The sequence below is a fragment of the Acidovorax sp. KPB24-07 genome, assembly GCF_057543315.1.
This window is the reverse complement of sequence record NZ_BAAJYS010000965.1, coordinates 1-540: the sequence shown is the minus strand read 5'-3', so window position 1 is coordinate 540 and position 540 is coordinate 1. Positions and strand designations below refer to the sequence as shown.

1 protein-coding gene and 1 pseudogene are annotated in these 540 nt (G+C 67.8%); both read right to left on the bottom strand.

The window, feature by feature from the left end; all coding sequences use genetic code 11:
* Positions 1 to 104 (bottom strand): annotated as a pseudogene (locus AC27IQ_RS26925) (XRE family transcriptional regulator); the annotation flags it as partial.
* Between the two features lie 93 nt (positions 105 to 197).
* On the bottom strand, positions 198 to 540 hold a 343-nt coding region (locus AC27IQ_RS26920), incomplete at its 5' end, for an XRE family transcriptional regulator (RefSeq protein ID WP_487091531.1).

Sequence of the window (540 nt, the reverse complement as noted above, 5' to 3'; positions counted from 1 at the left end):
CGGGTGTTGAACTCCCGCTCGAGGACGGAGGGCTTGGGTTCGTAGCCGGCCGCCACCATGGCTTGGCGTAATTTCTCGGCAAACAGTTGCTTGGGATCTTGCATGGGCGGCACGCTAGGCACGCCCGTTGGCCGTGGATTGACTCCGTCTTCGAGTTACGCGGCCGCCGTGATTTGGGGTGACGGTTGGTGCCCGCGTCAATGGGGCTTGCCGGCCGGCTTGGGCTGATCGGCCGCGTGGGCCTTGGCGATGGCCAGGATCACCTCGCGCGCCAGGCGCCGCTTGGGCACGGGCAGCTTGAGGTAGGTGTCGAACAGCTCGCGGTCCTCATAGCCCACGCCGACGTGCCACTGGGCGGGCTGCTCGCGCACTTCGGTACCGTCGGCGACGCCGAACGCCAGTTCCTGCACCGGCATGCCCAGCCATTCGGCCAGGGTGATGAGCTTGCGGGCATCGGGCATGGTCTCGCCCAGGAGCCAGCGGCGCACGCCGTGCAGGGTCATGGGTTTGCCCCAGTGCCGGGTGTTGAACTCCCGCTCG